Source organism: Acidovorax sp. MR-S7, assembly GCF_000400995.2.
GTDB lineage: Bacteria > Pseudomonadota > Gammaproteobacteria > Burkholderiales > Burkholderiaceae_C > MR-S7.
In genome coordinates, this window is the sequence record NZ_DF238897.1 from 278,435 (window position 1) to 303,170 (window position 24,736).

Annotated in this window: 21 protein-coding genes; 11 read left to right on the plus strand and 10 right to left on the minus strand. The window is 69.9% G+C overall.

Annotation, left to right across the window (positions count from 1 at the left end; all coding sequences use genetic code 11):
• The 3 genes from AVS7_RS03660 to AVS7_RS03670 form a co-directional block, all read left to right on the plus strand.
• Nucleotides 1-490, plus strand: a 490-nt coding sequence (locus AVS7_RS03660; RefSeq protein ID WP_034691527.1) for a phosphoenolpyruvate carboxylase, incomplete at its 5' end; no start/stop codon positions are given.
• Between the two features lie 55 nt (nucleotides 491-545).
• A complete protein-coding gene (locus AVS7_RS03665) occupies nucleotides 546-1,166 on the plus strand; it encodes a hypothetical protein (protein WP_020230354.1) in 621 nt (206 codons plus the stop codon).
• Nucleotides 1,163-1,699 (plus strand): FlgO family outer membrane protein, encoded by a 537-nt coding sequence (locus AVS7_RS03670; RefSeq protein WP_024000892.1) that lies wholly within the window; start codon nucleotides 1,163-1,165, stop codon nucleotides 1,697-1,699. The genes AVS7_RS03665 and AVS7_RS03670 overlap by 4 nt, the downstream gene beginning before the upstream one ends.
• Nucleotides 1,700-1,750: 51 nt before the next feature.
• Here the strand turns inward: AVS7_RS03670 and flhC are convergent, their stop codons facing one another.
• The 3 genes from flhC to bfr form a co-directional block, all read right to left on the minus strand.
• Entirely contained in the window at nucleotides 1,751-2,290 is a 540-nt protein-coding gene (gene flhC, locus AVS7_RS03675; protein ID WP_020230356.1) for a flagellar transcriptional regulator FlhC, read from the minus strand.
• A gap of 31 nt (nucleotides 2,291-2,321) precedes the next feature.
• On the minus strand, nucleotides 2,322-2,651 hold the full coding sequence (flhD, locus tag AVS7_RS03680) for a flagellar transcriptional regulator FlhD (RefSeq protein ID WP_020230357.1): 330 nt from the start codon (nucleotides 2,649-2,651) through the stop codon (nucleotides 2,322-2,324).
• A 241-nt stretch (nucleotides 2,652-2,892) separates the two neighbouring features.
• The gene (bfr, locus tag AVS7_RS03685; RefSeq protein ID WP_020230358.1) at nucleotides 2,893-3,369 is read right to left on the minus strand and encodes a bacterioferritin; all 477 of its coding nucleotides are present in this window, start codon (nucleotides 3,367-3,369) and stop codon (nucleotides 2,893-2,895) included.
• 258 nt (nucleotides 3,370-3,627) lie between these two features.
• Between bfr and ahpC the strand changes: the two genes are divergently transcribed.
• Both ahpC and ahpF read left to right on the plus strand, forming a co-directional pair.
• Entirely contained in the window at nucleotides 3,628-4,203 is a 576-nt protein-coding gene (gene ahpC, locus AVS7_RS03690; RefSeq protein ID WP_020230359.1) for an alkyl hydroperoxide reductase subunit C, read from the plus strand.
• A 92-nt stretch (nucleotides 4,204-4,295) separates the two neighbouring features.
• The gene (gene ahpF / locus AVS7_RS03695; RefSeq protein ID WP_020230360.1) at nucleotides 4,296-5,864 is read left to right on the plus strand and encodes an alkyl hydroperoxide reductase subunit F; all 1,569 of its coding nucleotides are present in this window, start codon (nucleotides 4,296-4,298) and stop codon (nucleotides 5,862-5,864) included.
• A gap of 100 nt (nucleotides 5,865-5,964) precedes the next feature.
• Here the strand turns inward: ahpF and AVS7_RS03700 are convergent, their stop codons facing one another.
• Nucleotides 5,965-7,302, minus strand: a complete 1,338-nt coding sequence (locus tag AVS7_RS03700; RefSeq protein WP_020230361.1) for an alpha/beta hydrolase-fold protein — start codon at nucleotides 7,300-7,302, stop codon at nucleotides 5,965-5,967.
• Nucleotides 7,289-9,310: a TonB-dependent receptor domain-containing protein gene (locus AVS7_RS03705; protein WP_020230362.1), complete on the minus strand. Its 2,022-nt coding sequence runs from the start codon at nucleotides 9,308-9,310 to the stop codon at nucleotides 7,289-7,291. Before AVS7_RS03705 ends, AVS7_RS03700 begins: the two co-directional genes overlap by 14 nt.
• Nucleotides 9,311-9,391: 81 nt before the next feature.
• On the opposite strand from AVS7_RS03705, the gene AVS7_RS03710 reads away from it, so the two are divergent.
• A complete protein-coding gene (locus AVS7_RS03710) occupies nucleotides 9,392-10,387 on the plus strand; it encodes a helix-turn-helix transcriptional regulator (RefSeq protein ID WP_020230363.1) in 996 nt (331 codons plus the stop codon).
• 82 nt (nucleotides 10,388-10,469) lie between these two features.
• Here the strand turns inward: AVS7_RS03710 and AVS7_RS03715 are convergent, their stop codons facing one another.
• Complete coding sequence (locus AVS7_RS03715) at nucleotides 10,470-11,300, minus strand: pyruvate, water dikinase regulatory protein (protein ID WP_020230364.1); 831 nt, start codon at nucleotides 11,298-11,300, stop codon at nucleotides 10,470-10,472.
• A gap of 221 nt (nucleotides 11,301-11,521) precedes the next feature.
• Between AVS7_RS03715 and ppsA the strand changes: the two genes are divergently transcribed.
• The 4 genes from ppsA (at nucleotide 11,522) to AVS7_RS03735 (ending at nucleotide 17,131) form a co-directional block, all read left to right on the plus strand.
• Nucleotides 11,522-13,912, plus strand: coding sequence for a phosphoenolpyruvate synthase (gene ppsA / locus AVS7_RS03720; RefSeq protein WP_020230365.1), 2,391 nt, complete (start codon nucleotides 11,522-11,524; stop codon nucleotides 13,910-13,912).
• Between the two features lie 4 nt (nucleotides 13,913-13,916).
• Nucleotides 13,917-14,225 (plus strand): DUF4212 domain-containing protein, encoded by a 309-nt coding sequence (locus tag AVS7_RS03725; protein ID WP_020230366.1) that lies wholly within the window; start codon nucleotides 13,917-13,919, stop codon nucleotides 14,223-14,225.
• A complete protein-coding gene (locus tag AVS7_RS03730) occupies nucleotides 14,218-16,317 on the plus strand; it encodes a VC_2705 family sodium/solute symporter (RefSeq protein ID WP_020230367.1) in 2,100 nt (699 codons plus the stop codon). The genes AVS7_RS03725 and AVS7_RS03730 overlap by 8 nt, the downstream gene beginning before the upstream one ends.
• A 346-nt stretch (nucleotides 16,318-16,663) precedes the next feature.
• Nucleotides 16,664-17,131 carry a hypothetical protein gene (locus AVS7_RS03735; RefSeq protein ID WP_020230368.1) on the plus strand — a complete coding sequence of 156 codons (468 nt, stop codon included), beginning with the start codon at nucleotides 16,664-16,666 and terminating at the stop codon, nucleotides 17,129-17,131.
• A 59-nt stretch (nucleotides 17,132-17,190) separates the two neighbouring features.
• Here AVS7_RS03735 and AVS7_RS03740 read toward each other — a convergent pair whose 3' ends face one another.
• The 4 genes from AVS7_RS03740 to AVS7_RS03755 form a co-directional block, all read right to left on the minus strand.
• Nucleotides 17,191-17,547 (minus strand): FKBP-type peptidyl-prolyl cis-trans isomerase, encoded by a 357-nt coding sequence (locus tag AVS7_RS03740; protein WP_020230369.1) that lies wholly within the window; start codon nucleotides 17,545-17,547, stop codon nucleotides 17,191-17,193.
• A gap of 124 nt (nucleotides 17,548-17,671) precedes the next feature.
• Complete coding sequence (locus AVS7_RS03745) at nucleotides 17,672-17,977, minus strand: helix-turn-helix domain-containing protein (protein ID WP_020230370.1); 306 nt, start codon at nucleotides 17,975-17,977, stop codon at nucleotides 17,672-17,674.
• A gap of 154 nt (nucleotides 17,978-18,131) precedes the next feature.
• The gene (locus AVS7_RS03750) at nucleotides 18,132-19,931 is read right to left on the minus strand and encodes an ATP-binding protein (RefSeq protein ID WP_144425044.1); all 1,800 of its coding nucleotides are present in this window, start codon (nucleotides 19,929-19,931) and stop codon (nucleotides 18,132-18,134) included.
• Nucleotides 19,932-20,065: 134 nt separating this feature from the next.
• On the minus strand, nucleotides 20,066-20,740 hold the full coding sequence (locus AVS7_RS03755) for a response regulator (RefSeq protein WP_020230372.1): 675 nt from the start codon (nucleotides 20,738-20,740) through the stop codon (nucleotides 20,066-20,068).
• A 166-nt stretch (nucleotides 20,741-20,906) separates the two neighbouring features.
• On the opposite strand from AVS7_RS03755, the gene AVS7_RS25370 reads away from it, so the two are divergent.
• Nucleotides 20,907-24,710: an IPTL-CTERM sorting domain-containing protein gene (locus AVS7_RS25370; protein ID WP_020230373.1), complete on the plus strand. Its 3,804-nt coding sequence runs from the start codon at nucleotides 20,907-20,909 to the stop codon at nucleotides 24,708-24,710.
• The last annotated feature ends 26 nt before the right edge of the window (nucleotides 24,711-24,736 follow it).

A 24,736-nucleotide genomic window follows, 5' to 3' on the forward strand; every position in this document is an offset into this window, starting at 1 on the left:
GTGCCGGCTCACGCTGCCGGGCTGGTTCGGCTTCGGCGCGGCGGTGGAGTCGTTCCTGAAGGCGCCGGGCCAGGACCCCAAGGCGCAGCTGGCGCTGCTGCAGAAGATGTACCGCCAGTGGCCGTTCTTCCGCACGCTGCTGTCCAACATGGACATGGTGCTGGCCAAGAGCGACCTGGCCCTGGCCTCGCGCTACAGCGAGCTGGTGGCCGACGCGCGCCTGCGCAAGAAGGTCTTCGGCGCCATCGAGACCGAGTGGCAGCGCACGGCCGACGCGCTCGCGCGCATCACGGGCGAGCGCCAGCGCCTGGCGGGCAACACGGCGCTGGCGCGCTCCATCCGCCACCGCTTCCCCTACATCGACCCGCTGCACCACCTGCAGGTGGAGCTGGTGCGCCGCTGGCGCGCGGGCCAGGGCGACGAGCGGGTGCAGACTGGCATCCACATCTCGATCAACGGCATTGCGGCGGGATTGCGCAATACAGGCTGACAAAGCCCCGGTTGTTCGGCCGATGGCCGCCGCGCGCCGCCGCTAGCATGCGCGCATGACCTCGAAGAACCGGATTGCGGCCGCGGCGGCGCTCGCGCTGCTGGCCGCGGGCTGTGCCAGCGTGCCGGCGGACGTGCCGCGGGATGCGCTGCACGCGCCCTCGGCGCAGAAGACCTCGCGCGCGCTGCACCACTGGAACGTGCTGGCCGCCGACGTGGCCGCGCACGTGGCCGGCCGGCTGCGCGACTGGCCGCCGGACAGGCACCCGCTGCACGTGGAAGTGGCGCCACAGGCGTCGGGGTTCGACCAGGGCTTGCGGGAGCTGCTGGTGACGCAGCTCGTGGAACGCGGCGTGGCCGTGGCTGCCGCGCCCTCGGACGTGCGCCTGCACGTCGCCACGCGGCTCGTGCAGCACCATGCCGATGCCCCGCTGGTGTCGCACGGCGAATGGCTGGCCGACGGCGTGCGCGTGCACCGCGGCGCGGGCGAGGCGCACTACGGCGACGGGCCGCTGCGCTCCGAAGTGCTCGTGGTCACGTCGCTGGAAAGCGAGGGGCGCATCCTGGTGCGCACCTCCGACATGTACACCATCGCGCAGGACGACGCGCCGCTCTACCTGCCGCCCCGTCCCGCGCCCGCGACGGCGCCCCTCAAGACCTGGAGGGTGACGCCGTGAACCGGCGCACGATGATGGCCGCGCTGCTGGCGTGCGGCGCGCTCGGCGGTTGCGCGCGCTACTACTACGGCGAGCATGCCGTGCGCGATCCCGTCGACCTGGTGGCGCTCCACCACGGCGCGGCCGATGCGCTGCTGCAGCAGGTGGCACTCGACCCGGCGCAACCCGTGCTCGTGGCGACCGTGGTGCAGCTCGACCGGCTGGATGCGTCCTCGCGCCTGGGCCGTCTGGTGTCCGAGCATGTGGCCGGCCGCCTGGCCCAGCGCGGCCTGCGTGTGACCGAGCTGCGCCTGCGCGAGACGCTGGCGCTGCGGCCCCTGCAAGGCGAGCTGCTGCTGTCGCGCGAGGCACACCAAGTGGCCCAGGCCCAGGCCGCGCAGGCGGTGCTGGTGGGCACCTACGCGGTCGCGCCGCAGGCGGTGTACGTGAGTCTCAGGCTGGTAGGCCCGCAGGGCAATGCGGTGCTGGCGGCGCACGACTATGCGCTGCCCATGGACGGCAACGTGCGCGGCCTGCTCGTGGAGAGCTACTGAAACGATAGCTTCCAGCGCTTGCCAGTCAAGCGCTGAAGGCTGATTTGGCTATCAGTGCAGCGTCAGCGCGCCGGCGCTCTTGCTCTTGCCTGCGCGCGCCGGCGGGTTGCACAGGCCGCAGGTGTAGTGGCGGTTCTCGTACAGCTCGGTGACGAACTGGCCGCCGCACTGCGCGCACTTGGTGCGCGTGAGCATGCCGGCATCCACGAACTTCACCAGGCGCCAGGCGCGCGTGAACGACAGCAGCGGCTCGATCTCTGCGGCCTGCACCTGCTCGTTGTAGAGGCGGTAGGCCTTGGTCAGCAGCTCCACGCTGTCCAGGCTCACGCCCTTGGAGAGGTATTCGTAGATGTTCAGGAACAGCGAGCTGTGGATGTTCTCCTGCCACGTGAGGAACCAGTCGGTGGAGAACGGCAGCTGTCCCTTGGACGGCGACTTGCCCGCGATTTCCTTGTACAGGCGGATCAGGCGCTCGTACGACAGCGTGGTTTCCGACTCCAGGACCTGCATGCGTGCGCCCATCTGAATCAGCATGGCGGCGCGTTCGATCTGCTTGGATTCGTTGAGGACGCTCTTGACGGGTGCGGGCATGGCAGTCTTTCCGTGGAGGAGGGGGAGGGAGTCAGAGCACTTCCGACACGCGGCTGGCCATCAGGATGTTGGCGTGCAGCGCGTTGGTGGCCTCGCTGGCGGCCTTCCTTGGCGTGTGGTGGTTGGTCAGCAGGCCCCAGACCAGTTCGTCGTCCACGCGGAAGCTGCAAAGTAGCGTGTTGCGGGAGGCCAGTTTGAGCACTTGCGCGGCGGACAGCGATGCCAGAATATCGGCAGCTTCTTCGTTGAGCCCCAGGCGGAACACGGCTTCGGCCTTGTCCTGGCGGATCAGGGTCTGCGCCAGCATCAGGTAGGTGAGGTTGGCTTCGCGGATTTCGGCGAGCAGTTGTTCGGAGGTCATGGGTCGGTCCTTTCCTGTCCCGGATCCGCGTTGCATGCCGTTGCATGTATTGCGTGATCCGTTGAAATGGATTGTGAAACTGGCCCAATCGGAAATTAAGTCGGGGTTCGGCGGTGCGTGGCGTCTGGTCGCCTCGCCTGCCGTGTAGGAATTTGCCTGACAAGCATGTCGGCTGCTGCCGCCGTACCGGCCACAAAAAACGGGCCGAAGCCCGTTGCAAAGCGGTGTAGGGGCCCGCGCTTCAGTCGGCGTCGGCCATCTGCGACTGCAGGTAGTTCTGCAGGCCCACCTTGGCGAGCAGCTCGATCTGGGTTTCCAGGAAATCGATGTGCTCCTCCGTGTCTTCCAGGATGTCTTCCAGCAGGTCGCGCGAGACGTAGTCGCGCACCGCCTCGCAGTGGGCGATGCCTTCCTTGATCGTGGCCTGCGCGCCGCGCTCCGCGCGCAGGTCGCATTCCAGGATCTCGGGCACGTCCTCGCCCACCTGCAGCTTGGCCAGGTCCTGCAGGTTGGGCAGGCCGTCCAGCATGAAGATGCGGTCCATGAGCTTGTCGGCGTGCTTCATCTCGCCGATGGACTCGTCGTACTCCTTCTTGGCCAGCTTGTCGAAGCCCCAGTGCTTGAGCATGCGGTAATGCAGGAAATACTGGTTGATGGCCGTGAGTTCGTTCTTCAGCTGCGCCTGCAGGTGCGCGATGACTTGTGCGTCGCCTTTCATGGGGAGACTCCTCGTTGTAGTGATGATGGGCGCCGATTGTGGGCGCCAGCCCCCGTGCTGACAAGCGCGCCCCGCGAAGCCCCCGTGCGCGCGCATTGGCTGGGTTTCATGCTGAGACGTGTTCGTATTCGAGCGGGTGGGCGGCGGCCTCTATATAGACAAAGACAATCAATTCAATCATGTTAATTAATTGGATTGATGGTGTGTAAGCGTCTAGACTTCAGTCCTGTGTTCAGCCAACCAACCAAGGAAACAGCAATGTCCCTGATCAATACGCAAGTGCAACCCTTCAAGACCACCGCCTTCGTGAACCGCAATGGCAAGGGTGAGTTCATCGACCTCACCGAAGCCGACCTGAAGGGCAAGTGGTCCGTGCTGATCTTCATGCCGGCTGCCTTCACCTTCAACTGCCCGACCGAGATCGAGGATGCCGCTGACAACTACGCCGAGTTCCAGAAGGCCGGCGCCGAGGTGTACATCGTCACCACCGACACGCACTTCTCGCACAAGGTGTGGCACGAGACCTCCGACGCCGTGGGCAAGGCCAAGTTCCCGCTGGTGGGCGACCCCACGCACCAGCTGACCAACGCCTTCGGCGTGCACATCCCCGAAGAAGGCCTGGCGCTGCGCGGCACGTTCGTGATCAACCCCGATGGCGTGATCAAGACCCAGGAAATCCACTCCAACGAAATCGCCCGCGACGTGTCCGAAACCCTGCGCAAGCTCAAGGCTGCCCAGTACACCGCCTCCCACCCCGGCCAGGTGTGCCCCGCCAAGTGGAAGGAAGGCGCCAAGACGCTGACGCCTTCGCTGGACCTGGTCGGCAAGATCTAAGCCACTGCTTCAGTTGACCTGTTGAAGACGCCCGGGTGCCTGGCGCCCGGGTTTTTTTTTCCCCGAACATTCTCACAACAAGGATTCGCGCCATGCTCGACGACACCCTCAAAGCCCAACTCAAAGCCTATCTGGAACGCCTGCAGAAGCCGGTGGAGCTGGTGGCCACGCTGGACGACGGGGCCGCGTCGCAGGAGCTGCGCGAGCTGCTGGAAGACATTCGCGCGCAATCCGACAAGATCACCGTGGTCGAGAAGAACGATGCCGATGTGCGCAAGCCGTCCTTCCTGATCACCAATCCCGGCGTGGACACGGGCGTGCGCTTCGCTGGCGTGCCGCTGGGCCATGAATTCACCTCGCTGGTGCTGGCGCTGCTGCAGGTTGGCGGCCACCCCTCCAAGGAAGCGGCCGACCTGCTGGAGCAGGTGAAGAACCTGGAAGGCGACTTCCACTTCGAGACCTACTACTCGCTCTCCTGCCACAACTGCCCGGACGTGGTGCAGGCGCTCAACCTCATGAGCGTGCTCAACCCGCGCATCACGCACACGGCCATCGACGGCGGCGTGTTCCAGAAGGAGATCGAGGCGCGCGAGATCATGGGCGTGCCCACCGTCTACCTCAACGGCCAGCATTTCGGCCAGGGCCGCATGGAGCTGGCCGAGATCGTCGGCAAGATCGACAGCGGCGCCGCCAGGCGCGATGCCGCCAAGCTGAATGCCAAGGAGGCGTTCGACGTGCTCATCGTCGGCGGCGGCCCGGCCGGCGCTGCGGCGGCCGTCTATGCGGCGCGCAAGGGCATCCGCACCGGCGTGGCGGCCGAGCGCTTCGGCGGCCAGGTGCTGGACACGTTGGACATCGAGAACTACATCTCCATCAGCAAGACCGAAGGCCCGCAGTTCGCCGCCGCGCTGGAGCGCCACGTGCGCGACTACGAGGTGGACATCATGAACCTGCAGCGCGCCAAGGCTCTGCGCCCCGCTGCCGTCGAGGGCGGCCTGGTCGAGGTGGAGCTGGACAACGGCGCCGTGCTCAAGAGCCGCACCGTGATCCTCTCGACCGGCGCGCGCTGGCGCAACATGAACGTGCCCGGCGAGGAGCAGTACCGCACCAAGGGCGTCACCTACTGCCCCCACTGCGATGGCCCGCTCTTCAAGGGCAAGCCGGTGGCCGTGATCGGCGGTGGCAATTCGGGCGTGGAGGCGGCCATCGACCTCGCGGGCGTGGTCAAGCACGTCACGCTGCTCGAATTCGCACCCGAGCTGAAGGCCGACGCGGTGCTGCAGCGCAAGCTGCGCAGCCTGCCGAACGTGGACATCATCGTCAACGCGCAGACCACCGAGGTGAACGGCGATGGCCACAAGGTCAACGGCATCACCTACAAGGACCGCGAGACCGGCGAAGTGCGCCAGCTGCTGCTCGAAGGTATCTTCGTGCAGATCGGCCTGCTGCCCAACACCGACTGGCTCAAGGGCACGGTGAACCTGTCGCGGTTCGGCGAGATCGAGATCGACGCCCGCGGCCACACCAACGTGCCGGGCGTGTTCGCCGCGGGCGACTGCACCACGGTGCCGTACAAGCAGATCGTGATCGCCGCCGGCGCGGGTGCCACTGCTGCGCTGAGCGCGTTCGACCACATGATCCGCACCACGGCGCCGGCGTGATTCTTCAAGGAAAATAAGGCGCCAGCGCTTGTGCGGCAAGCGCTGGCAGCTATCAATAAGGAAGCGGAAGGGCCATGGCACCCTTCCGCTTTTTTTTGCGTCAGGGCGTGCCCAGCAGCGCCACCAGCCCTTGCGCCAGCTCGCCGCGCCAGGCGTAGTAGTCGTGCCCGCCGGGGAACTCGCGGTAGTGCACCGGGTAGCCCTTGGCCTGCAGCACGGTGCGCAGGTGGCGGCTGGTGTCGAGGATGCCGCCGCCGTCGCCGGTGAGGGTGATTTCCATCAGCCCTGCCGTGATGAAAAAGCGCAGCGGCAGGCGCTCGCTGGCGGCGAACCGGCGCGTGAGCCACTCGCCTTCGCCCCAGCGGTCGAAGCCGGGCTGGCGCGGCACGTTGTCCGGCCCCCACCAGAACGAGCCCGAGAGCGCGAGCACGCTGCCGAACACCTGCGGATGCCGGTAGGCCAGCCATGCGGCGGCCAGGCCGCCGTAGCTCGACCCGGCCGCGACCACGTCGCGCGGCGCGGTGGAGACGGCGGGCCAGCGCGCGCGCAGCCAGGGCATCAGCTCGCGGGCCATGAAGTCGGCGAAGCCCTCGTGGGCGGGCAGCTCCTTGCCGCGCAGCGCGGGCGCGGGGTGGCCCACGAACACCGCCGCCATGGGCGGGATGCGGCGCTGGGCGATGAGCGCGTCGAGCAGCGCGGGCACGTCCACGCGGTCCAGGTAGGGCTCGCGGTCGAACAGCACCAGCAATGGCAAGGCCGTTTGCACGGCGCCGGGCGGCAGGTAGACGCTCACGTCGCGTTCGTTGTCCAGCACTTGGCTGGCGATGCGGTGGTGCGTGAGCGTGCCGCGCGGTGCATCGCCCGCATCGGCCCAGGGTTCTTCGAGTGCGCCGGGCAGGCGCAGCACCGAGCGCGGCGCCGTGGGCTCGGCCGAGACGGGGCCGCGCGTGGGCGCGGGCGGCCAGTGCGGCAGCGGGTTGAGCGGATCGGGCCGGGCCGCGGCGTCCTCGGCCCGGGCGCGGGCGGTGCGGTCGGCACCGGGTGGTACCTCGGGGTCGACCACGATCTGGTAAGACGCGCGCATGCCGCGCGGCAGGCGCAGGGTGAGGTGCCACACGTCGCTGCCGCTCATCCGCTCCAGCGGGAAGCCGCCCTCCGAGCGCATGGCCCACGCGAGCTTGACGCTGCGCGTCTGCGGCGTGCCGCGCCAGAGGAAGGTGACCAGCGCTTCCTTGCCGTCTGCGCCGGGCTCGACCAGCGGCGTTCCCGCGGCCCGCACCGCGCGCCAGAAGGCGTCGCTGCCTTCGCCCGCCGCGATGGACTGGCGCAGGCGCTCCAGGCGCGGGCTCTCGGGGGCGGGTTGGGCGAGGAGGGCGCCGGGCCAGGCGGCGGCCAGGGCCAGCAGCAAGGCGCGGCGGCGCGGGTCAGAAGGCGGCATGCAGGGCGAGGTAGTAGCGGCGGCCGTCCTCGTTGAAGTCGGCCGAGGTGGTGCGGTCGAAGGCCTTGTCCGTGAGGTTGAGGATGCCGGCGCGCAGCGCGAGCGCATCCGTCATGCGCCAGCCCAGGGTGAGGTCGGCGATCGCGTAGCCGGCCTTCTCCACCTTGTTCTGGCCGTTCGAGGGCACGCTGATGTACTGCGCGCTGTGGTAGCGCACGTTGCCGCTCACGGTGAGCTGCGGCGTGGTGCGCCAGTCGGCGCCCAGGTTGACGACGTGGCGCGGTCGGTAGGTCAGCGGCACGGCCACGGCGCCGCTGGTGTTCTTGGCGTCGGTGAAGGTGTAGTTTGCGCGCAGGCTTAAGGCCGCCGTGGGATCGGCGCGCCAACTCGCCTCCAGCCCGCGCGAGCGCACGCGCGCGATGTTCTGGTAGCGGAAGATGGGCCGCCCGTCGGGCAGGAAGCCCACGAAGTTGTCGTAGCTGGGCGCCAGCGCCCGGTCGGCCGTGCGGTTGGTGATGTCGATCATGTTCTTCAGCTCGGTGTTGAAGAACATCAGCCCGCCCGAGTGGATGCCGTGCGCGAACTGCAGGCCCAGCTCCTGGCTGGTGCCGGTCTCGGGCTTGAGCTCGCGGCTGCCCACGATGTAGCAGCCCACGGTGGCGCTGCCGCACGAGACCGATCCCCAGTTGGGGCTGCCCTGCAGCAGCGTGGGCGCGCGGAAGGCCCGTGCCACGCCGCCTTTAAGGGTGAGGGCATCGCTCAGGTGGTAGACCGCATAGGCGCGCGGGCTGTTGTGGCCGCCGAAGTTCTCGTGGTGGTCGAAGCGGTTGCCCAGCGTGATGGCGAGCCGGTCGGTGATGCGGATCTCGTCCTCGGCGAACAGCGCCCATTGCTGGATGGAGGTCTCGGGCGTGCCGCTCGCGCCCGGCGTGCCGGGCTGGCCGCTCAGATTGGCGGGGTCGCGCAGCTTTTCCTTGCGCGTCTCGAAACCGGCCGTGACGAGCTGGTTGCCCCAGGCGATGGGGACGATGGCCTTGCCGGAGAGGCTGGCGGTGCTGGCCTTGTTCGGGTTGACCTGGCCGCTGACCATGCCGGTGAGGTTGCGAATCTCGTCGGTGGCGAAGGTCAGCTCGGTGTTGCCGAAGTCCCAGCGGCCCTTGTGGCGCAGCGAGAAGGCGTCGCGCTCCATGAGGAAGCCCGTGTGGTCGCGGCGGCTCGTGTCCACGTCGGCCACGAGGCTCTGGCGCGCGTCGGGCGTGAACGAGAGCTGCGCGCCGAAGAGCCGGTTGCGGATGTGCTGCAGGCCCGTCTGGCGCGTGCCGTTGGCGGCGGGCGAGTTGATGGCGCCGTCGGCGTCGCGCTGGTCGTAGGCGCCGGTGAGCTTGAGGCCCAGCGTGTCCGCCGCGATGGGGCCCGCGAGCGAGAAGCCGGCCAGCCGGCTGTCGCCCGCCTCGCGGTTTTCCTGCACCACGCCCTCCAAGCGCGCCGATCCGCGCCACTGCTTGCCCACGGGCCGCGTGATGATGTTGACCACGCCGCCGATGGCGTCCGAGCCGTAGAGCGAGGACATGGGGCCGCGCACGATCTCGATGCGCTCGATCTCGTCAGCCGGCACCCAGCCCGTGTCGTAGTCGTTGCCGCGGAACATGGCGCTGGTGGCGTTCACGCGCTTGCCGTCGATCAGCATCAGCGTGTAGGCCGAACCCAGGCCGCGCAACTGCACGCCGGGCACCAGGTTGCCGCTGCGGGAGAGCGTCACGCCCTCCACCGTGCCCAGCAACTCGGCCAGCTCCTGCACGGGGCGCTTTTCCAGGTCTTCGCGCGTGATGACCGATACGCTCGCGGGCGCGTCGCGCAGCTCCTGCTCGCCGCCCGAGGCGGTGACCACCACGGCGGACAGCGTGGCGGCGCCATCCTGGGCATGCACATGGGCCGCGCCGAAGGCGAGCGCGAGCGCTGCGCATAGGGCGTGCGGCCGGGAAACGGAGGGCAGGGCAGTGGTGCGCATGGGTTCTCTCTCTGCGAAAATGTTGTAATTGAGAATTAATCTTGTTTGAGCGGGCGAGTCTCGCACGCCCTGCGCCGCGCCATGTTTGCCAATTCACCAGATACCTTTGCGTCCGGCTCCGCCGCGCCGCTGGACGCCGGCGCGCTCACGCGCGACCTGCATTTGCTGGGCGGCGGCTGGCGCATCGCCGCGGGGGCGCAGCCGCCCGGCGCGTTGCTGCAGGGCAGCGTGCACACCGAGGAGCTGCGTCCCGGCCTCGTGCTCTACCGCACGGCGGTGCGCGACCTGCATTCGCTGCGCACCTCCAACCTGCTGCACCCGGGTCTCAAGCTGTGCATGCTGCTGCAGGGCAGCAGCGAGCTGGGGTATGGCTCGCGCCGCTTCGCGCTCGGCCCGCAGGCGGAGCACGGCGCGGCCGTGCTGGTGAACCTAGCCGAGCCCGACCGCTTCGTGCGCCAGTGGCGGCGCGGGCGCAGCGAGCACAAGGTCACGCTCACGCTGCGGCCCGAGTGGTTCGGCGACGCGGGGCTGGAGGACGCGGGCATCGACGCTTTCCGGCGCGAGCACCTGGCCGTCGCGCCCTGGCGGCCCTCGCCGCGCGCGCTGGCGCTGGCCGGGCAGCTCGCCAGCCCGCCGCCGCTGACGGCCGGGCTGCAGCGGCTGTGGCTGGAGAGCCGCTGTCTCGACCTCGCGGGCGAAGCGCTGGGTGCGGTCTCCCGCGCGGCGCCGCCCGCACCCGCGCCGGGGCTGGATACGCGCGGCCTGCGCCGCCTGCGCGCGCTGCGCGACTTCCTCGACAGCGGCGCGGCCGACGGTATGGGGCTGGCCGAGATCGCGCGCCACGCGGGCATGAGCGCGGCGCACCTGCAACGGCATTTCCCCAGGGTGGCGGGCACCACGGTGATCGACTACCTGCGCGGGCGCCGCCTGCAGGCCGCGCACGCCGCGCTGGAGCGCGGCGAGGCCGACGTGGCCGCCGCCGCGCTGCTGGCGGGCTACCGCAGCCCGGCCAACTTCGCCACCGCCTTCCGCCGCCGCTTCGGCGTGACGCCGCGGCAGGTGCGGCCGTCATGGTGACGCTCTGCTATTTATAGCTGCTCGCGCTTGCTGTATAAGCGCTGGAGGCGAATTTCGTTCAAATTCCAGCGCCCAGGCGCGCTCAGTACTGCAGGCGTTCGGGCCGCACTTCCTGCAGGATGGTGGTGGCGATTTCCTCGATGCTCTTGGTCGTCGTGGAGAGCCAGCGGATGCCCGAGCGGCGCATCATGGCCTCGGCCTCCGACACCTCGTTGCGGCAGTTCGCCAGGTCGGCGTAGCGCGAGCCGGGCCGGCGCTCGTTGCGGATCTGCGAGAGCCGCTGCGGGTCGATGGTCAGCCCGAAGATCTTCTTGCGGTGCGGCACCAACGCCGGCGGGAGCTGGCGGCGGTCGAAGTCCTCGGGGATCAGCGGGTAGTTGGCTACCTTCAGGCCGCACTGCATGGCCAGGTAGAGGCTGGTGGGCGTCTTGCCGCTGCGCGAGACGCCGATCAGGATCACGTCCGCGCCGCTCAGGTCGCGGTGGCTCTGGCCGTCGTCGTGGTCCAGGCTGAAGTTGATGGCCTCGATGCGGTCGCTGTATTCCTTGGACACGCTCACGTCCGAGAAGCGCCCCACGCGGTGCAGCGACTTCACGCCCAGCTCGGCCTCCAGCGGGCGGATGAAGGTGCCGAACATGTCCAGCAGCATGCCCCGGCAGCCTTCCTCGATGATGCGCAGCACGCTCATGTTCACCAGCGTGGTGAAGACGATGGGCTTCTTGCCCTCCAGCTCGGCCGTGTGGTTGATCTGGCGCACGACCTGGTGCGCCTTGTCCTCGGTGTCGATGAAGGGCAGGCGCACGTGGCGCGGCTTCATGTCGAACTGCGCCAGGATGGCGTTGCCGAAGGTCTCGGCCGTGATGCCCGTGCCGTCGGAGATGTAGAACACGGTGCGCGTGTGCGTGGGAAGCATGGGAGGAAGGGCTGTGCGGAGGGAGAAACCGGTAGGAAACCAGCAGGAAATGGGGGCCGGGACGGCCCGCCTGGGCGCGCCTACAATGGCGCCCATTATTCCCAATTTCCCCCCATGCACCGCGCCGGCCCACAACCAGAACAGCAAAGCCGTGGCCGCTGCATGGGCGACTGCCCGCCCCGCCTGGGCGCAGACCGGTTTTCAACTTCTGGAGCTTTCCCATGTCTGCACGCTTCGAGGCGACCGCCCTGGTCGTACCGTTTGAGAACCTGAGAATGAGCGACGTCGAGGTCGTCGGCGGCAAGAACGCCAGCCTCGGCGAGATGATCTCCCAGCTGCCGCAGGGCGTGCGCGTGCCCACGGGCTTCGCCACCACCGCGCACGCGTTCCGCGAATTCCTCAAGCACGAAGGCCTGGCCGAGCGCATCAGCCAGCGCCTGGCGGCGCTGGACACCGACGATGTGCGCGCGCTGGCCGAGGCCGGCGCCGAGATCCGCGGCTGGGTGGAAAGCCAGCCCTTCCCGGCCGACCTGGAACAGGCCGTGCGCGGCGCCTTCGCCACGCTGTGCGCGGGCAACGACAAGGCCAGCTTCGCCGTGCGCTCCTCCGCCACGGCCGAGGACCTGCCGGACGCCTCCTTCGCGGGACAGCAGGAAACCTTCCTGAACGTGGTCGGCATCGAGGACGTGCTGCACCAGATGAAGGAGGTGTTCGCGTCGCTCTACAACGACCGCGCCATCTCCTACCGCGTGCACAAGGGCTTCGCGCACGACGTGGTGGCCCTGTCGGCGGGCGTGCAGCGCATGGTGCGCTCCGACCTGGGCGCGGCCGGCGTGATGTTCACCATCGACACCGAGTCCGGCTTCGAGGACGTGGTCTTCATCACCAGCAGCTACGGCCTGGGCGAGACGGTGGTGCAGGGCGCCGTGAACCCCGACGAGTTCTACGTGCACAAGCCCATGCTCCAGGCGGGCAACAAGGCCGTGATCCGCCGCAACCTCGGCAGCAAGCTGATCCAGATGGTCTTCGCCACGGCCGAGGAAAAGGCCGCCGCTGGCCGCCTCGTCAAGACCACCGACGTGGCCACCGAGCTGCGCAACCGCTATTCGCTGACCGACGCCGAGGTGGAGCAGCTCGCCCACTACGCGCTGGTGATCGAGCAGCACTACGGCCGCCCCATGGACATCGAGTGGGGCAAGGACGGCACCGACGGCCAGCTCTATATCCTGCAGGCGCGCCCCGAGACGGTGAAGAGCCAGTCCAAGGGCCAGGCCGAGCAGCGCTTCAAGCTCAAGGGCACCGGCACCGTGCTGGCCGAGGGCCGCGCCATCGGCCAGAAGATCGGCACCGGCCCCGTGCGCCTGGTGCACAGCATCAGCGAGATGGACAAGGTGCAGCCCGGCGACGTGCTGGTCACCGACATGACCGACCCCAACTGGGAGCCGGTGATGAAGCGCGCCAGCGCCATCGTCACCAACCGCGGCGGGCGCACTTGCCACGCGGCCATCATCGCGCGCGAGCTGGGCATCCCTGCCGTGGTGGGCTGCGGCCACGCTACTGAGGCGCTCAAGGACGGCACACTGGTCACCGTGAGCTGCGCCGAGGGCGATACCGGCCGCATCTATGACGGCCTGCTGGAAACCGAGGTGACCGAGGTGCAGCGCGGCGAGATGCCGCCCATCAAGACCAAGATCATGATGAACGTGGGCAACCCGCAGCTCGCCTTCGATTTCGCGCAGCTGCCCAACGAGGGTGTCGGCCTGGCGCGCCTGGAGTTCATCATCAACAACAACATCGGCGTGCACCCCAAGGCCATCCTGGACTACCCCGCCGTCGATGCCGACCTGAAGAAGGCCGTGGAGAGCGTGGCGCGCGGCCACGCCAGCCCCCGCGCGTTCTACGTGGACAAGGTGGCCGAGGGCGTGGCCACCATCGCCGCCGCGTTCTGGCCCAAGCCGGTCATCGTGCGCCTGTCGGACTTCAAGTCCAACGAATACCGCAAGCTCATCGGCGGCAGCCGCTACGAGCCCGAGGAAGAGAACCCCATGCTGGGCTTCCGCGGCGCGGCGCGCTACATCAGCGCGGACTTCGGCGAGGCCTTCGCCATGGAGTGCGAGGCGCTGCGCCGCGTGCGCGGCGAGATGGGCCTGACCAACGTGCAGGTCATGGTGCCCTTCGTGCGCACGCTCGGCCAGGCCGACCGCGTGACCCAACTGCTGGCAGAGCACGGCCTCAAGCGCGGCGAGAACGACCTGAAGGTCATCATGATGTGCGAGGTGCCGAGCAACGCGGTGCTGGCCGACGAGTTCTTGCAGTATTTCGACGGCTTCTCGGTCGGCTCCAACGACCTGACCCAGCTCACGCTGGGCCTGGACCGCGACTCCGGCCTGGAGCTGCTCGCCGCCGACTTCGACGAGCGCGACCCGGCCGTGCAGGCGCTGCTCAAGCGCGCCATCCAGGCCTGCCGCGCCCAGGGCAAGTACGTGGGCATCTGCGGCCAGGGCCCCAGCGACCACCCGGACTTCGCGCAGTGGCTGGCGGACGAGGGCATCTCGTCGATCTCGCTCAACCCCGACAGCGTGATCGCCACCTGGCAGCAGCTGGCAGGCTGACCCCATGCCGCACGAGGGCGCGCACGACGAGCAAGGCGGGGCGCCTTTCGCCCCCGACCTGCACGACGCGCGCCACCTGTGGCTCAAGGCGGGGCTGCTGCTCGTGTGGGTGCTCGTGTCCTTCGTCGCGTGCTACTTCGCGCGCGACCTGCAGTTTCCCGTGGGACAGTGGCCGCTGAGCTACTGGATCGCCTCCCAGGGGGCAGTCCTGATGTTCATCGCCATCGTCTGCGTTTACTGTGCGGCGATGAGCTACTTCGAACGGCAGGACCGGGCGGCCGAGGACGCCGCCGACGCCCCTCCCCATGCCTGAGCGCGGCGGGACCGGCCCTGGCGCGGGCCGCTCCTACGTCGGGCGCCTGAACCGCATCCTGGCGCTGTACGTCGCCGGCCTGCTGGGCTTTCTGGCGCTGATGGCCTGGGCCGAGCAGCGCGGCCTGTCGCGCCACTGGATCGGGCCCATCTTCCTGTTTCTCACCGTGATGGCCTATGCCGGCATCGGCGTGTATGGCCGCACCACCGACCCCGACGAGTACTACGTCGCCGGCCGGCGCATCCCGCCGCTCTACAACGGCATGGCCGCCGCGGCGGACTGGATGAGCGCCGCATCCTTCATCAGCCTGTCGGGCGCGCTCTACCTGCAGGGCTTCTCGGGCACCAGCGGGCAGCCGGGCGGCCTGGCCTACCTGCTCGGCTGGACGGGGGGCTTCGTGCTCGTGGCCGTGCTGATCGCGCCGCACCTGCGGGCGATGAACCTCTACACCATTCCCGACTTCTTCCAGGTGCGCTTCGGCGGTCGCGGGCCGCGCATCATCGCCGCGCTGGCGGCCGTGCTGTGCTCCTTCACCTACGTGGTGGCGCAGATCTACGGCGTGGGGCTCATCGCCTCGCGCCTCACGGGCGTGCAGTTCGAGATCGGCATCATGCTCGGCCTGGGCGGGGTGCTGCTGTGCTCGTTCCTGGGCGGCATGCGCGCCATCACCTGGACGCAGGTGGCGCAGTACATCGTGATCCTGCTGGCGTTTCTGATCCCCGTGTCCTGGCTGGCCTACAAGCAGCTGGGCAACCCGCTCGCGCCGGTGGTGTTCGGTGCGCAGCTGGGCAAGATCGCCGAGCTGGAGGACACGCTGTACGATGCGCCGGCCGAGCACCAGGTCGTCGCCGCCTACCTGCGGCGCGCCAGCGAATACGAGGCGCGGCTCAACGACGTGCCTGCCGCGCTGGCGCGCGAGCGCGATGCCGCGCGCGAGCGTATCCAGCGGCTGCGCGCGCAGAACGCCGACGTGGGCCTGATCGTCGCCGCCAGCCGCGAGCTGGTTTCCATGCCGCGCGACGAGGCGGCCGCGCGCGAGCGCTGGACGCGCGAGATGCGCGAGAACCTGGAGCGCGCCCGCGCCCTGGGCGGCCTGCCGCGCCACAGCCAGGCCTTCGCCGGCGACCCGCAGGGCACGCCCGAGGAGCAGCGCACGTTCGACGACGCGCGGCGCAACTTCCTGGCGCTGATGTTCTGCCTCATGGTCGGCACCGCCGGCCTGCCGCACCTGCTCACGCGCTACTACACCGTGCCCACGGTGGCGGGCGCGCGCACCTCGGTGGCATGGTCGCTGTTCTTCATCGCGCTCCTGTACCTGAGCGCGCCGGCGCTGGCCGTGCTGGTGAAGTTCGAGGTCATGAACAACCTCGTGGGCAGCAGCTTCGGCGAGCTGCCCAACTGGATGGCCCAGTGGTCGCGCGTGGATGCCTCGCTGCTGTCCGTCGAGGACGTGAACGGCGACGGCATCGTGCAGTTCGGCGAGATCCACTTCGGCTCCGACCTCATCATGCTCGCCACGCCCGAGATCGGCGGGCTGCCCTACGTGATCTCCGGCCTCGTGGCCGCGGGCGGGCTGGCGGCGGCGCTGTCCACGGCCGACGGCCTGCTGCTCACCATCAGCAATGCGCTGGTGCGCGACCTGTACTTCCAGGAAACGCGCCGCAAGGCCTCGCCCGAGCAGCGCGTGATCCTCACCAAGTTCACGCTGCTCACCGTGGCGCTGTCGGCCGCGTTCGTCGCCGCGCTCAAGCCGTCGGAGATCCTGCCCATGGTGTCGGCCTCGTTCTCCATCGCCGCCTCGGCCTTCGTGCCGGCCATGGTGCTGGGCATCTTCTGGCGTGGCACCACCCGCCAGGGCGCGGTGGCGGGCATGCTCACGGGGCTGTCGGTCACCGTGTACTACATGCTCTCGCACGTGGACGCGCTGCGGACCCTGCTGCCTGCGTGGCTCTGGGCGGACGGGCTGTGGTTCGGCATCCAGCCCATCTCCGCAGGGGTGTTCGGCGTGCCGGCAGGCTTCGCCACGGCCTGGCTCGTGAGCTGGTACACGCGCCCTGCGCCGGTGCAACCCCGCGTGCGCTCCGAGCTGTAACCTAGAGCGTGTTCAAGGCCTTTGCGTGGTGCCCGCAAGGCAGCAAACCGCCGCAATCTAGGCGTCCGCCGCAGGCCATGCTGGTGGCCTGGACAAGGCGGGCAACGACGAGTGCGGCGGTTTGCTGCCTTGCCCGAAGGGTTGCCCCGCAATGGCAGCGGCTGCGGCGTTGCAAATCCTCGCCGGGCTACCAGCCCGGCTGCGGTTTGCGCCTAGCAGCCACTGCCATTGCGGGGCAACGGGCACCACGCAAAGGCCTTGAACACGCTCTTATGGACAAACCCCGATACCGGTGAGCGCTCGTGCGTGCCATGCTCCCAGCCCAACGCAACGCCCACGGAAAGCCATGACACTGGTCAAGACCTCCGCCGGCCAGCAGGCCCTCAAGGACCGGCACGGCAGCCTCACCCCGCGCCAGCGCTCGGCCTTCATCCTGTTCGACGGCAAGCGCAGCACCGATGACGTGCTGTCCGCCACGGCGGCCATGGGCATCACGCGCGAGGACGTGCAGGCCATGATCGACCAGGGCCTGCTGGCCTCGGCCTCTGGCGGCGCGGCCGCTGCCGAGATAGCGCCGCCGGCCGCGGCCGCCGCGGCGGGGGAGGGCAGCGGGCGTTCTCCCAAGGAGCGCTACCAGGACGCCTACCCCGTCGCCACAGAACTCACCGCCGGCATGGGCCTGCGCGGCTTCCGGCTGAACCTGGCGGTGGAGGGCACGACGGGCTACGATGAGCTGGCCGCGCTGGCGCCCAAGATCCGCGATGCGGTGGGCGACGCCAAGTACGCGCGGCTGGAGCAAGCGCTGTTCGCCTGACGGCACCCCAACGAAAAAAGCGGCCCCCGGGCCGCTTCGTCATTGGGGCGGGAAGGGGATCAGCCCACCGCCAGCAGCTCCACGTCGAACTTGAGCGTGGCGTTCGGCGGGATCACGCCGCCCGCGCCGCGTGCGCCGTAGCCCAGGGATGCGGGGATGATGAGCGTGCGCTGGCCGCCGATCTTCATGCCCTGCACGCCCTCGTCCCAGCCCTTGATGACCATGCCCGCGCCCAGGGGGAACTCGAAGGGGTCGTTGCGGTCGCGGCTGGAGTCGAACTTGGCGCCCTGCTGGCCGTCGTTGTACAGCCAGCCCGTGTAGTGCACGCGCACCGACTGGCCGGCGGCGGCTTGCGCGCCTTCGCCGGTGACGGTGTCTTCGTACTGCAGGCCGGAGGGGGTGGTGGTCAGTGCCATGGCGGTTTCCTGAAATGCTATGAAGAAGAGAGCTGCTTGCGCTTGTCCATCAAGCGCTGGAGCCCAAAAAGACCAAAACCCGCGCTCAGGCGGGCCGTTGGCGGGGAATCCGTGCGGAGCCGGTTTATTTCTTGGCGCGCGCCGCCGACCAGCGGGTGGCGAAGGCCTGCACGTCGGACAGGCGCTTGAGCAGGTCCTGCCCCACGGGCGTGACGGTGTAGCCGTCGCTGCCATGGTCGAGCAGGCCGCATTCGCGCAGCTCCTTGATGCGGGTGTTCAGCGTGTTGGGCGTGATGCCGCCCACGCTGTCCTGCAGCAGGCGGAAGGTTTGCGGGTGGCCGTCGCGCAGGGCCCACAGCACGCGCAGCGCATAGCGGCATTCGAGTTTTTCGAAGAGCTGGTTGACGGCGGCGTTTTCCTTGGAGCTCATGAACGCTTCTCCTTTCGCTGTTGTAGAGCGGGCAGGCGAGGGGGCCGGCCCAGGGATGCACCGGACTATAGCCGGGAAACTCTTTTGCTACAAGTTTAATAGCTCAGGAACGCCGGGGCGCATGCGTCCAGGTGCAAAAAGGACACAAATTGCGTCAGCCTGTTGCCGGCGTGCCACGGCCCGGAGCGTGCTGCGGCAGCCAGAGGACGAACGCCGTGCCGTGCGCGCCGGGCTCCCAGGCGCAGCGCCCGCCCAGCGCCTGGGCGCGGGCGCGCACGTTGCCCAGGCCCCGGCGGCCGGGGGGCGGGGCGTCGGGCGGCGCGAAGGGGCGGCCGTTGTCGTGCACGCGCACGCACACGCCGCTGTCCTGCACTCCGGTCCCCACGGTGATGGCGGTGGCGCCGCTGTGCTTGATGATGTTGGTCAGCACTTCCTGCAGGATGCGCAGCACGTGCAGCGCGCTTTGCGCGTCCAGCCAGGGCAGGAGCGGGACGTCGCTGGTGCGCCAGTGCAGGGCGATGCCGGCCTCGCCCAGGCGCTGCTCCAGGCGAAAGCGCAGGCCCGCCAGCAGGGCCAGCAGGTCGGCGTCCACGGGTTCGAGCGAGTCGATGGAGATCTTCAGGTCGTCGATGCACTCCTTGAGCACCTGCGCCACGTCCACAGGTGCCTGGCCATGCTGCACCAGGCGCAGCGCGCTCATGAGCGACGAGCCCACGCCGTCGTGCATCTCGCGCATGAGTCGCTGGCGCTCGTGCATGAGCGTCTGCTCGCGCTCGGCGGCGCGCAGGCGTTCGTGGGCCAGGCCCAGCTCGCGCTCCTGCGCGGCCAGGCGCTGGGCCAGCACGGCGTGGGCCTGCGCGGCCTCGTGCGCGGCCTCCTGGTAGCGCAGGAAGGCGGAGACCAGGAACATGGCGATCACGCCCACGTACAGGTACGGCGTGGCGTAGATGTGCTCCACGCTCAGCCGGAAGCTCTGCATCGCCAGGTCGTGCAGCCACAGCGGGAACAGCAGCAGCATCATGGCCGCCAGCAGCACCTGCGGCCAGGTGCGCAGGCGCCATGCGCCGACCACGGCCGCGCCCAGCAGCGGCAGCGCTGCGGGTATCTGCACCAGCCGCAGCAGCGGCAGCATGGCGCCGTGCGGCGGGCTCCATACAGGCAGCAGGGCCAGCGCGGCGATGGTGATGTAGAGCAGCAGTGCGCGCGCCACTCGGGGATAACGCTGGCGCTGGATGCGGCACAGCAGTAGGAAGGCGCAGGCCGACGCGCCCAGCGAGCCCGCCAGCGTCAGCCAGGCGAACCAGCCGTCATCCAGGCCGAAGCCCTCGGCATCGACCAGGAAGAAGCTGGTGGCGAACACGTGCGAGAGCGACATCAGGAAGAACAGCAGATAGCCCGTCTCCCCCTGGCGGCGGCGCGCCAGCCACACGGCCAGCGCCAGCACGCCCAGCACCAGGTTGGCGCCGCGCACGTAGGCCAGCAGGTCGGTCTGCAGCAGGCTGCGCAGGCGCCAGCTGGCGCGCAGCGACTCGGCCGGCCCGGCCCACAGGGACGAGAGCGCGCCGCCCGCGTCCTGGGCGCCGGCCATGCGCACGTGCACGGTGAGCGGCTGGCCGGGGCGCACGTCACCGCCCAGGTCCAGCCACACGGGCTGGTTGAAGCTGACCAGCACCTGGCTGCCGCGCGACTGCCAGGCCAGCCGCCCGTCGACGTAAACCGCCGCGTTGCCCAGCGTGTGCCAGCGCGGGATATAGAGGCGCGGCCCCTGCGGCGTGGGCGCCAGCGCGTCGGCGGGCACCTGCATGCGCAGCCACCAGACCTGCGGCGGCGTGCCGTCGCCCGGCGTGGCCGACGGGGTGCGGCGCTCGCGCGCATACGGCAGCGCCACCGGCTGCCAGGGGGTGGCGGCGGCCAGCACCGCGTCATCCGCCGCCGCCAGTGACGGTGGCGGCACCCAGGCGGTGCTGGGCGAGCGCCAGAGCTGCGCTTGCGCCAGGTGCGCGGTCTCAGCCCGGAGCAGGGGTACGAAAACTATCAAAATGAGAGCTGCCAGCGCTTTGTGGATAAGCGCTAGAGGCCGATTCGGCTTCATTCCAGCCAGCCCTGGCGCAAGGCGGCGGAGACGGCCTCGGCCCGCGTCGTGACCTGCAGCTTGGCATACACCCGCCGCACGAAGGTGCGCACCGTGTGGCGTGTCACGCCCATGGCCTGCGCCACCTCGTCGAGCGTGTGGCCGCGCGCCACCAGGCGCAGCAGCTCGGCCTCGCGCGCGGACGGGGCGGCCTCCGCTAGCGCCGGGGTGGGCGGCTGTGCGGGTGGCATCGCGTCCTTCCACTGGCGCCGCACCAGCAGCTTGCGCGCCACCAGCGGGTTGATGGGGCTGCCGCCTGCGTGCAGGCCGCGCACCTCCTGCAGCACGGCCTGGGGCGGCAGGTCCTTGAGCAGATAGCCCATGGCCCCGGCCTCGATGGCGCCCAGCACGTGCGCCTCGTCGCCGAAGATGGTGCTGACCATTGCCGCCGCCTGGGGCCAGCGCCGGCGCAGCGCGGCCAGCACGTCGAGCCCGCTGCCGTCGGGCAGGCCCAGGTCGAGCAGCAGCACGTCCAGCGGCAGATCCTCGTCCAGCCGCTCCAGCGCCTCGGCGCGGCTGGCGGCCAGCCACTGCACGCGCATGTCGGGCGCGGCCTGCAGCGCATGCGCCAGCGCCGTGCGGCAGGCGCCGTCGTCCTCGACCACGGCCACGCGGATGGTTTCTGGGGTCATGCGCCCGATGCTGCCACAGCCCCCGCCGCGTGCCATGTCGCCCGAAAGGGGGACAGACGGGCGGCGGCGTGCTGCGTAGCCTTGCTGTGCATCAAGACCTTGCGGTTCGTTTCAAGGTGTTTTAGGCCTCCAGCGCTTGGTGGGAAAGCGCAAGCAGCTATCAAACATGAAGCACTCCATCCTCGCCCCCCTTCTCGCCGCCAGCCTGGCGCTGCCCGCCGCCGCGCTGGCCCAGACCTGCACCAGCCCCAACGCCACCAGCGACTACATCGTGGGCGAGGCCGAGGGCCGCCCCAGCGCCATGCACTGGCACAGCGGGCTGGTGTGGTCGCGCTGCATCGAGGGCATGACCTTCAGCGGCAGCCAGTGCTCGGGCGGCGCGCTGGCCGACATCCAGAAGGAATGGCTGGACTGGATCAGCACCCAGGGGCTGCTGCTGCTGCCCTTCGACCAGCAGGCCAACTGGGGCATCAGCGCCAGCCTGACGGAAAACCGCCTGCACACCGGCACTTGGCGCCTGCCCTACCGGCTGGAATACCGGGCGGTGATGGAAGGCTGCCCCGACGATGGGTCTGACCAGCCCGTCAACCAGGAGGTGCTGCCCACCATCCATGGCCAAGGCGGCATCCATGGCTGGCACTGGTCGGCCTCGCCCAGGCCCGGCCAAGTGAACAGCGCCTGGGTCACGTATTTCGACCTGTCCACCGGCGGCAGTTGGCTTTCCAACAACTACGCCACGGAAGCGCGCGTGGTGCGCGGGGGCCAGCCGTTCGCCAGCCTGCCCGCCGGCCCCTTCGCGGACACGCGGCCGGCCGGCACGCCGTGGGAGTTCACGCTGCCCGCGCCGCTGGCCAGCCAGTCGGGCACCGGCGCGGCCTGGGGCGGCGCGCGCATCGGCGGCAACGGGCGCATCCGCGTCAACGGCACGGGCAACTGGGTGCGCGAGGCCATCGTCAAGAGCGGCGACCAGATCAGCGTGCGCCTGCTGGCCCCGGCCACCGCAGGCCAGCAGGCGGCGGCCACGCTCACGCTGCGCAGCGGCCAGACCACCGGCACGGCGGCCAACGCCACCAACGGCGGCGCCGAAGACACGGTGGTGAGTGAGACCAGCACCACCTTCACTCTCACCGCCAGCGCGTCCACCGCGCCGCGCGCCTGCCGCGTCACGCCCAACGGCAGCGGCGACGGCACCACCTGGGCGCAGGCCGCCAGCCTGGCTGGCGCGCTGGCCGACTTCGGCTGCGAGGAGCTCTGGCTGCAGCAGGCCACCGGCCCGTTCTACGAGCCCATTGATGCGCGCGGCTTTTTCATCGAGCGCAACGTCAGGATCTACGGCGGCTTCCTGGGCACCGAAAACGCGCTGGCCGACCGCCCTGCGCCCGTCCAGCCCGACACCACCGTGCTCGACGGCGGCGGCAGCAAGCGCCTGCTGTACCTCGACGGCACGGGCTTCTCTTCCATCACCAGCGACACCCTGATCGATGGCCTGACCCTGAAGGAGGGCTCCGCGGGCGCCGAGGGCGGCGGTGCGCTGTACTGCAACGGCGCGGCCAGCCAGTGCAGCCCCCGGCTGAACCAGGTCATCTTCTATGGCAATAAGACCAATGGCCACGGCGCCGCCATGTACAACGACGGCAGCCAGGGCGGCAACGCCAGCCCGGTGCTGACGAATGCCCTGTTCCGCAACAACCAGGCCGGCGGCAGTGGCGGCGGCGTCTACAACCATGGCGCTGGCGGCATCAGCAGCCCGACGTTCACCGCCGTCTCTTTCGAGAGCAACACCGCCACGGCCCAGGGCGGCGCCCTGTACAACGAAGGCAGCGGCAGCGGCGGCGTCAGCAGCCCGGTGCTGGAGCGGGTCAGCTTCTCCGGCAACCACGGCAACAGCGGCGGCGGCGCCATGACCAGCATGGCCCTGAGCGGCGGCACCAGCCACGTAGTGGTGCGCAACGCCACCTTCGGCGGCAACTCCACCGGAGGCAGCGGCGGCGGCGCGATCGGCACCATAGGCAACACCCCGCCCAGCTCCGCCAGCCTGGACGTGACCCACGCCACCTTCATGAACAACCGGACTGGCACCGCACCCGCCGAAGGTGCCAACGCGCTCTTCAGCGGGGGCGCCACCGTGCAGGTGAGCCGCTCGGTGCTGTGGGACGACGGGGGCCTGGCCCAGAACATCCAGGCAGTGACGATTGGCAGCGGCTCCACCACCATCACCGACAGCCTGCTCCAGGGCGGCTGCGCGGGTGGCAACCAGGCCCCCTACGGCGGCACCGCCACCTGCACCGGCGTGCTGGACTCCGACCCGCTGCTGCCCGGCACGCCCGCCGTCAACGTGAGCGGCTTCCCCGAGCTGCCGGGCTACCTGCCCGCCGTCGGCAGCCCGGTGATCGATGCCATGTCCTGCGCGCCCGGCACCCTCGACCAGCGCGGCGTGGGCCGCCCGCAGGGGGCGGGCTGTGACTTCGGCGCGCTGGAGCGGCGGGGCGACCACGACCTGACCGTCACCCTCTCCGGCAGCGGCACGGGCACGGTGAGCGGCGCTCCAACAGCCTGCGTCGCCAGCCCCTGCAACTACACCTACCGGGGCGAGGTGGACCCGCTGCGCGTCACCCTCGCCGCCACGCCCAGCCCCGGCCACACCTTCACCGGCTGGAACGGTGCCTGCAGCGGCACCGGCGCCTGCACCGTCACCATGGACCAGGCGCGCAGCGTGGGCGCGGGGTTTGCCAGTCCCGTCACCTACACCATCGGCGGCACGGTGAACGGCCTCACCAGCATCGGACTGGTGCTGCGCAACAACGGCGGCGGCGACCTGAGCGTCACCAGCGCGGGCCCCTTCACCTTCGCCGCGCCCGTCGCGCAGGGCGGCGCCTACGCCGTCACCGTGCATGCGCAGCCCGTGGGCCAGACCTGCACCGTCGCCAACGGTAGTGGCATCGCCAGCGCCAACGTGACTGGCGTGCTGGTGAGCTGCGCGGCCAACACCTACGCCGTCAGCGCCATGCCCCCTGTCCACCTCACCTGCACGCCCGCCGTCGTCACCCACGGGGGTACGGCGACTTGCAACGCTACGCCGCCCGCAGGCCAAGCCACCCAGAGCATCAGCGGCTGCTACGGCTCGGCCACGGGCGCGGGTGTCAACACCTACACCACCGGGCCCGTCACCGGCGCCTGCACCGTCACCGCCACCTTCGCGCCGCTGCCCACCCACACCCTGGGCGGCAACGTCACGGGTCTGACCAGCACGGGCCTGGTGCTGCGCAACGGCGGCGAAAGCCTGCCCGTGGCCGCCAACGGCGCCTTCACCTTTACTCAGACCGTCGCCGATGGCGGCAGCTACGACGTCACCGTGGCCACCCAGCCCAGCGGCCAGCGCTGCACCGTCGCCAACGCCAGCGGCAGCAATGTCACCGCCAGCGTGAACAACGTGCAGGTGGCGTGTGCGCCGTACTTTGAGGGCACCACCGTGCCCGCCAGCGGCACGGGCGGCACCGGCAACGCCACCTTCACCGGCGGCGGCCCCGCCTGCCGGTTCGATTTGGGCGCCACCGGCTTCGAGGCCGCGCCCGCCACGCTGCCGCCAGGCCGAACGCTGCCCCAGGGCGTGCTGCGCGTGAAGCTCGTGGGCTGCAGCGCCGCTGTCGCCATGGAAGTCACCTGGCCCGAACCCGTGGCGGGCTACACCAAGCACGGCCTGGCCGCCAGCGGCGACACGCAGCCCAGCTACTTCGCGCCCGCGGGCCTTGCCATCAGCGGCCGCACGGCCCGCTTCACCCTCACCGATGGCCAGCAAGGCGACGACGACTGGACGCCCAACGGCGAAATCGCCGACCCCTCCGGCCCCACGGCGCTGGCGGGCGGCCCCGGCGGGGCGCAGCCCATTCCCACGCTGGGCGAGTGGGGTGTGGCGCTGCTCTCCGCGCTGCTGGGCCTGCTGGCGCTGCGGCGCAGGGCTTGGAAGGTTTGAAGGTTTTTTGGCCTCCAGTCCTTATC